Origin of the sequence: Mycobacterium sp. 852002-51163_SCH5372311, from assembly GCF_001667115.1 — a bacterium.
Lineage (GTDB): Bacteria > Actinomycetota > Actinomycetes > Mycobacteriales > Mycobacteriaceae > Mycobacterium.
In genome coordinates, this window is record NZ_LZIJ01000020.1 from 77,366 (window position 1) to 85,089 (window position 7,724).

The following is a 7,724-nucleotide window of genomic DNA, read 5'->3' on the forward strand; positions in this document are numbered from 1 at the left end:
GCCATAAGTGCCCATCCGGACCAGCCTCAGGCTCGTCCCGTTTTTCGCCAAGCAGGTTGCAAGTAACACTGTTACAAGCCTTTCGCGCATCTTTTTGCACGCGAATTATATTGAAACACAACGGCATTAAGGAGTCGTGGCGGCAGGACGCGTCATGCGACGGCGATACAACGAGGGGTGTCTTTGCAAGAGCTACAAGACAAAGGCTGCCGCGGAGAGGGCATCAAAATCGGTGCACCAACGGCCTCCGATGCCTGCCTACTAGCTGACCATGATTCTGGAGACGAACATGACTGACAAGCAGGTCAAGGTCAAGGTGATCGACCGTTGGCGCGTCGTTCACGACGACAAGCCATATGTCAAGGGCCAGACCGTCACCGTTCCCGAAAGCGTTGCAGCAGAATGGGAACGCAGCGGGTACGTGGAACGCGTCACTGGCAAGTGAGAACTTCTCGGCAGCCCGGCGTCAACGTGACCACCCCAGCCGAAATCAATGGCGGTTGGGGAAGCATGGCGCGATGGCATCGCCACGATGGTCGTCTAGGCACTCGACCTAGCGGTGTCAGCGTCGGGCTGCGGAGAAACCCCTAGCAACGCTGAAAACCGTTGTGGAGCAATTCCTTTCGTGTGCGAATTATGTTGCGGGACAACGCATCTCATCAACCAGACGGGCTGGATAGTCGGTTCAATCCCGACTTAGCAAACACTTATTGCAGCATAACAGTAGGTCAGGGGTGGGTATGCAAATCCCAGCAAACTCTCCAACGGACCAGCCACAGGCTCGTCCCATATTTCCGAAACGACTCGTTGCACAACATGTTTCATTGCAACGGGGTTGGGCACTAATGCGCGCGAATGATGACTATTTGCAAGAAGTTTCGATGACATGAAGACGGTCAGGCATGGAACACGGTACCGGTATGCGAAGGGGTGTCGTTGTGATGACTGCTCTGAGGCTGAGCGTTTGTATCACCGGGATTATCGGCGGGGGGGTGGCGCTCCGGCTGGTGCAGAACTGCCACAGCCTGAGCTTCCTGGTCCGGTGGAGTCGGCGGTCGCTAACGAGTTGGCCGGCTACCCCTTATCGGCTGAGCGTCCAGGTGCAAGTGCGATTGCGGTGTGCCTGGCTCAACTCTTGGACAACTCGAAGGCGATTGCGGCGCATCCGAGTGCGGCTCGGGAGCTAGGGAAGGTGCTGGACAAGCTGAGTAAGGGCGTGCCCGCGCGCCGTGGGCATCTCGCCGCGGTGCGAACCATGAGTAAGAAGGGCGAAGCGTGATTGCCGGGCTCGTGCCGTAGGACAACGCCTTCTATTCGGCCGCGCAGCATCCGCAGCGGCCAGGTGCAGCTGATGGCTGTCGGTGCAGCTGTTCACCGATAGTGCTCGATAGCCCTACCGTCGTTGTAGCAGCTGACTGTCTTCCCGCAGTCCCCACAACGCACGTGGGCGTCGGTGAAGTCTTTGTGGCCCGAAAATGGGTTCGCCACATGCTGACCGTGACCATAGTTCCCGCTGCCCGGGCAGCGCGCTTTTCCGGGTCCCGGACTGGTCGGTCCCGCGGAGGGTTTCATCCGTCCCGACCGCACCGCCAGCACGACGATGCCGGTCACCACGGCGAAGACTATGAGCGCGAAGATACAGAACAGGAAGAGGGCAATAAGAATCATGGTTGGTCCCTAACGAAATTCCAGTGTCACGTCCCAGTAGCCCTGGGACCGCGCGGGCACGGTAACGGGTTAGTTGTCACGGTTGCGAAGCTGACGGCCCTTGTACTGGCCCAACAGCGTCCCGGCGATGACCGCGACGCCGACTATCGCCAACAGGGTGACCATTTCTTCCCCCTGGGTTTGTTTATTGACGGTTAGCCCTGAGCGGGAGACTTGTTCTGCTCGGCGGCGCGCTTTTGACGTCGCCGATTCGTCGGAGCATAAGCCACTGCGCGGTTAGTTACATCGGTAATTGTCAAATCCCCTGCACGGAACCGCGCACTGTAGCGAAAACCGGAACAACCTCGGGTGGGATTGGCGATACTTATGGCCATCTTCATATCTGCGACGGCCTAGCAGATGGGGGGACACCGATGTCGGCTGACGTGGACGGGACGCCCTTCGGTCGCTACCGACTCATCGAACTGCTGGGCCGTGGCGGCATGGGCGAGGTGTGGCGGGGCCGTGACACACAAGCCAACAACCGCGCCGTGGCGATCAAGCTGCTGTCGCCGCAGCTAGCTGCCGACGACTCGTTCGTGCAGCGGTTCCGCCGAGAGGCGGATGCGGCCGCTCAGCTGAGCAACCCACACATCATTCCTATCCATCAGTACGGCGAAATCGATGGGCGGCTGTACGTGGACATGCGGCTCATCGAAGGCCGCGATTTACAAGAGGTTTTGGCCGACGGTCCGTTGGAGCCGGGGCGAGCGGTGCGCATCGTCGAGCAGGTGGCCAAGGCGCTGCACGCCGCGCACAAGATTGGATTGGTGCATCGCGATGTCAAGCCGTCCAACATCCTGCTGGACGAGGACGATTTCGCTTATCTGATCGACTTCGGCATTGCTCGCGCTGCCGATCAAACCCGCATGACTGGCACCGGCAATATCATCGGTAGCTGGCATTACATGTCGCCGGAGCGTCTTCGAGCAGGCCAGGTCGATGCCCGCTCAGATATCTATGCGTTGGCGTGCGTGCTCTATGAGTGTCTGACCGGCAGCCCGCCCTATCCCGGAGACAGCTTCGAACAGTAGATCACCGCGCACTTGATGGAGCCGCCGCCGCGCCCGTCGAGCACTGATCCCGCCATCCCTAAGCAGGTCGACGAGGTCGTTGCGACTGGCATGGCCAAGGACCCCAATGAGCGGTATGCCACCACCGTCGAGTTGGCTGACGCCGCGCGCGACGCGATCACCGTTCCCATGCACAAACCGACGGCGAATTCGACGCAGGTGCGAGCGACGCAGCCTGCGCCCCATCACGCCGCCGCGCAGCCGGCGACGGTCAAAGCCGAGCCGCCGGCACCCGCCAAAACGTCGCCGCAGCAACCCGCCCCGGCCGTCCCGACAACCGCTGGCGGAATCAGCCGACGCACCACACTCACGTTGATCGGCGGCGGTGCAGTCGCCGCGATCGCAGCCGTTGTCTACATCCCCGTCCTAATCAAAAATCAGCCGTCGCAGTCACCTCCGACGTCATCGGCGCGGTCCTATGGCGCTCAGATTGTGCTGCCTTTCACCGGCCTAAACGCTCCCTTCGGTGTGGCGGTGGATTCCGCCGGCACCGTCTACGTCACCGACTCCTTCAACAACCGGGTGCTGAAGCTGGTGGCGGGCTCGTCCACCCAGGTAGAGCTGCCGTTTACCGGCCTCAACGGGCCCTGGGGTGTGGCGGTGGACAGCACCGGCACCGTCTATGTCGCCGACCAAGGCACCATCACCCAAACAAGCCGGCGGGTGCTGAAGCTGACGGCGGACTGGTCCACTCCCACCGTGCTGCCCTTCACTGACCTCAGGGTGCCCCACGGTGTGGCGGTGGACAACACCGGCAGCCTTTATGTCAGCGATGACCTCGACCCTGGCAGGGTGCAGAAGCTGACGGCGGGCTCGTCCACCCCCACCGCGCTACCCTTCACTGGCCTCAAGGATCCCCAAGGTTTGGCAGTGGACCGCAGCGGCGCTCTCTACCTCGCTGACTCCGGCAACCACCGGGTGCTGAAGCTGCCGGCGCGCTCGTCCACCCAGGACGTGCTGCCCTTCACCGGCCTCGACCATGCCGACGGTGTGGCGGTGGACAGCACCGGCACCGTCTACGTCGCCGACTACGGCAACAAGCGGGTACTGAAGCTGGCAGTCGGCTCGTCCACCCCGACGGAGCTGCCCTTTACCGGCCTTAACGGTCCGGGGGGTGTGGCGGTGGATGCCGTCGGCAACGTCTACGTCACCGACTCGGACCGGGTGGTGAAACTGCCGGTGGAGTAGCGCGGTCGCAGCGGCCGCGTCCATATCGACTGGCGCATTGGGTTGCCGACCGTCAGGTCATATCTAGGTCACAGACCCTAGTTTGCAGTCGCAAATACCGTGTCTTACCTGCAAAAACTCTGGTGCGCGATACTGGGATTGAACCAGTAAAAGTACTTTGCTAGCGTGGATATTGTGACCAGCAAAAACAGTGGATCTGCCTGCGCTGATGCTGCTCAGTATAGCAGAGAGTTCCGGAAAGTTGCCGGAAAGTTGATACAGTCTTGTTAGCCCAAGGCTGGCCCACGCTGGCCCACGCCAGTACTCAACGCACTATCGCAGGGAGCCCACCCGTGGCCCGCAAGAAGCGGCAACCCGGCACATTCGGTGCCGTCGAGACACTGCCCAGCGGCCGGCTACGGGCGCGCTACCGCGGCCCGGACGGGCGCCGGTACACCGCACCCACCCTGTTCCTCACTCAGAAAGACGCCCGCGGCTGGCTGGCACTGAGGCAGGCCGACATCATCAAAGGGGCGTGGATGCCGCCCGGCGCCCAGGAGTTGCCGCAGTCGAAGCTGACTTTCCGCGCCTACGCCACCACGTGGATCGAGCAGCGCGACCTCAAGGACCGCACGCGCGAGCACTACACGAAGCTCCTCGAGGACCACCTCTTGCCCAGGTTCGGGGCGCTGCCGATCGCGTCGATCACCGCCGACGACGTCCGGGCCTGGCACGCGAAGATGGGCGCCAAGACGCCCACGCTGCGCGCCCACTGCTACGGGCTGCTACGCACGATCATGGGCACCGCGGCCAACGACGGAAAGATCGTCACCAATCCCTGCGTGATCCGCGGCGCCGGCAGCGCGCGCCGAGTCCACAAGATCCGCCCGGCGTCACTTGACGAGATCGAGACCATCACCCACGAGATGCCCGAGCAGTACCGGGCCATGGTGCTCCTGGCGGCATGGGCGGCGTTGCGGTTCGGCGAGCTGACCGAGCTGCGCCGAAAAGACATCACCATCGTCGAGCCCACCGACGAGCAACTATCCACCGCACTGGACAGTGGGCAGGCACCGCCCGAGCCGTACGGCGTCGTGCACGTCGATCGCGCCGTCGTCCGCACAGACAAAGGCTTTTCGGTGACGACACCGAAATCCGATGCCGGCCGCCGCGACGTCGAAATCCCGCCCCACCTACTCCCGGCCATCAAGGACCACCTGGCGCGATTCGTCGGTGCGGGCAGAGATGAGCTGCTGTTCCCCGCCGCGCAAGGCGGCCACCTCGCGCCGGCCAGCCTGTACAGGCAGTTCTACAAAGCGCGCTCGGCGGCTAAGCGAGATGACTTGCGCTGGCACGACTTACGGCACTCCGGCGCGGTACTAGTGGCCGCGACCGGCGCCACGTTGGCGGAATTGATGTCGCGCCTAGGACATTCGACACCGCAAGCCGCTATGCGTTACCAGCACGCGGCGCAGGGCAGGGATCGGCAGATAGCCAAACTCCTGTCGAAACTCGCCGATAGGTAATCGAGCAGATTCGGCGACTTGTGGTACAAATAGGGCAGCTTTCGGAAACTGCTTCCCGAGCCTGACAAGGCAGGCGGACGCACTTCTGTCAGCGTCACGGTTGTCAGTCCTGCCATAGGCGTACCGAGAAACCCAGAAGCCAACACGGCTTGCACTGGATAACTCGAATCGCCTTCCAGCAGCAAGCCACTCGCATCTTCGGAGTGGAATATGGCTGACACGCCAACTCTCAACCGCGCCGAGCGGCGCCACCCAAAACAGGCCGAACAGCAACGCGCCCAACGACGCTGGGCATCAATGCCCCAAGCAGCGGAATACGCCGGCGTGGGTCTGCGCACCATCCGCGAATGGATCTCGCAAGGCAAGATCACCGGATACCGAATCAACGCCCGCGTAATCAGAGTCGACCTGAATGAAGTCGACTCCGCCTTCCAGCCTTTCGCTGGTTGGGGGGACTAATGCCGGAACGAAGAAGCCCGGGGTCAGAGGCCCGGGCCACCTCGACGACGCGACTCGCTGACAAAGAGCATACCCACTGCTGTCCTCAAGGCTGCCCCTGGCGCGGGCGTTGCCCCGTTCACCACCAGCGCTACATCGCGGGATTCCATGAGATCGACAAGATGCTGCGTCAGCGACCCGGAGGAAGTGGTCGCCGTGGCCGCTGACAACGAACTACACAGACGTCGCGAAGCAGCCGTTCGGCTCGAAGGCGCCAATCCCGACCCGGTCTTCCCCGGCCGCCGATATCACCGGGCACCGACAGGATTCCGGGCGGCCGGCTACAGGCAGGGTTACACGGCGGCGTTGACCTGGATACTCCGCGAACATTCGACGCACATCAGCGAGCTGCTGCGGGAGAAGCTGGCCGCCATCATCGTGCGGAGTGGCCGATGAGAGACGACGAACTGATCGCGAAAGGCAAAGCCGCAGCTGAACAATGGGCGGCCACCAGCAGTAACGAGTACGACATCGAGTCAATAATCGCTCGAGGAAAAGCCGAGTGGGCTGCCACGCAAGAGGCGGCAAGGCTCGCTCTCAACGGTCGTGGCTTGGCAGACGATTCGCTGCCGGCAAAACCGACGCCCGACCCGAACGCGCCGATCGAAGGCATGCCCCGGCTGTGGCGCGCAACCGATCTCAAAGCGGCGAAGCCGCCCCGCTGGCTCGCCAAGGGTCGACTGCCCCGCGCGGCCATCAGCCTCTTGGTGGGCGATGAAGGAATCGGCAAATCCCTGCTATGGGTATGGATCGTCGCGGCCATCACAACCGGAAAGCCGTTGCCCGAGTTCGGAATACCGACCCGCGCGCCAGCGCACGTCGTCCTGGTCGTCACCGAAGACGACTGGACAACGACCGTGCGGCCGCGACTTGAAGTTGCCGGCGCAGACCTTGCCATGGTCACCGTCATCTGTGTCGACGAGGATGGCAGCGGCGCACCGATATTCCCGCGCGACTTATTTCTCATCACAGAAGCCGATCCCGCGCCCGTGATCATCGTCGTGGACGCGTGGCTGGACACCGTGCCAGCCATGCTCTCGGTTCGCGATCCTCAACAGGCCCGCCAAGCCCTGCACCCATGGAAAGAGCTCGCAACCGCGACCGACGCCGCGGTGCTGCTGTTGTGTCACACCAACCGGGTAGCATCCGCGAACGCCCGAGACCGCTACGGGGCAACGGGCGAGCTCCGCAAGAAAGCCAGAATGACGCTGTATGCGCAATCCGACGACGACGGGCGCCTCGTCGTCGGCCCGGAGAAGATGAACACCGCCGCCCAGATCCCGGCGTCGAAGTTCACCATCAACTCCATTCCGCATTTCGAGCCGACTGACGACAGCGACGGCACAGTTCCGCTCCTCGTCTATGCCGGCGAGTCTGACCGCACCGCGCGCCAGCACATCGCCGACACATACGAGAACGCGCACGGTGACGATCGTCAGGACCGAGCTGACGCCTCCAGGTGGCTGAGCGAGTACCTGGCGATGGAAGGTCCAACCGTACTTTCTGCCGACGTGAAGCGTGAAGCAGCAAAGGCCGGATTCAGCGAGCGGACCCTTCAGCGGGCTCGCCAGGAACTCCGGGTGGTCTACGGCTGGACCGGCAATCCGCCCAAAACAACGTGGTCTCTACCTGATGGCACAGCTGGCACAGCGTCGTGTTTTAGCTGGTCGTGGCCCTGTGCCTGCGGTGTGCCAGTGGCATGGCGTGGCATACCGCTGTGACCAGCGGCTGTGCCAGCCGTTGCAGCGGGCCA

Annotated in this window: 6 protein-coding genes and 1 pseudogene; 6 read left to right on the forward strand and 1 reads right to left on the reverse strand. The window is 62.8% G+C overall.

Annotation, left to right across the window (positions count from 1 at the left end):
• The first annotated feature begins 289 nt into the window (after window positions 1-289).
• A complete protein-coding gene (locus tag A5791_RS26320; RefSeq protein ID WP_156660959.1) occupies window positions 290-445 on the forward strand; it encodes a hypothetical protein in 156 nt (51 codons plus the stop codon).
• Window positions 446-1,371: 926 nt separating this feature from the next.
• Here A5791_RS26320 and A5791_RS02605 read toward each other — a convergent pair.
• Window positions 1,372-1,668, reverse strand: coding sequence for a hypothetical protein (locus tag A5791_RS02605; RefSeq protein ID WP_067230521.1), 297 nt, complete (start codon window positions 1,666-1,668; stop codon window positions 1,372-1,374).
• 413 nt (window positions 1,669-2,081) lie between these two features.
• Here A5791_RS02605 and A5791_RS02610 point away from each other — a divergent pair.
• From A5791_RS02610 to A5791_RS02625, 5 genes and pseudogenes are all read left to right on the forward strand, one after another.
• Window positions 2,082-3,968, forward strand: a pseudogene (locus A5791_RS02610) (serine/threonine-protein kinase PknD).
• A 332-nt stretch (window positions 3,969-4,300) separates the two neighbouring features.
• Window positions 4,301-5,473, forward strand: a complete 1,173-nt coding sequence (locus A5791_RS02615; RefSeq protein ID WP_067230523.1) for a site-specific integrase — start codon at window positions 4,301-4,303, stop codon at window positions 5,471-5,473.
• Between the two features lie 210 nt (window positions 5,474-5,683).
• Window positions 5,684-5,932: a helix-turn-helix domain-containing protein gene (locus tag A5791_RS25730; protein ID WP_082966696.1), complete on the forward strand. Its 249-nt coding sequence runs from the start codon at window positions 5,684-5,686 to the stop codon at window positions 5,930-5,932.
• A gap of 147 nt (window positions 5,933-6,079) precedes the next feature.
• Complete coding sequence (locus A5791_RS02620; protein WP_156660960.1) at window positions 6,080-6,367, forward strand: hypothetical protein; 288 nt, start codon at window positions 6,080-6,082, stop codon at window positions 6,365-6,367.
• Window positions 6,364-7,692: an AAA family ATPase gene (locus tag A5791_RS02625; RefSeq protein ID WP_067230530.1), complete on the forward strand. Its 1,329-nt coding sequence runs from the start codon at window positions 6,364-6,366 to the stop codon at window positions 7,690-7,692. The genes A5791_RS02620 and A5791_RS02625 overlap by 4 nt, the downstream gene beginning before the upstream one ends.
• Window positions 7,693-7,724 lie beyond the last annotated feature (32 nt).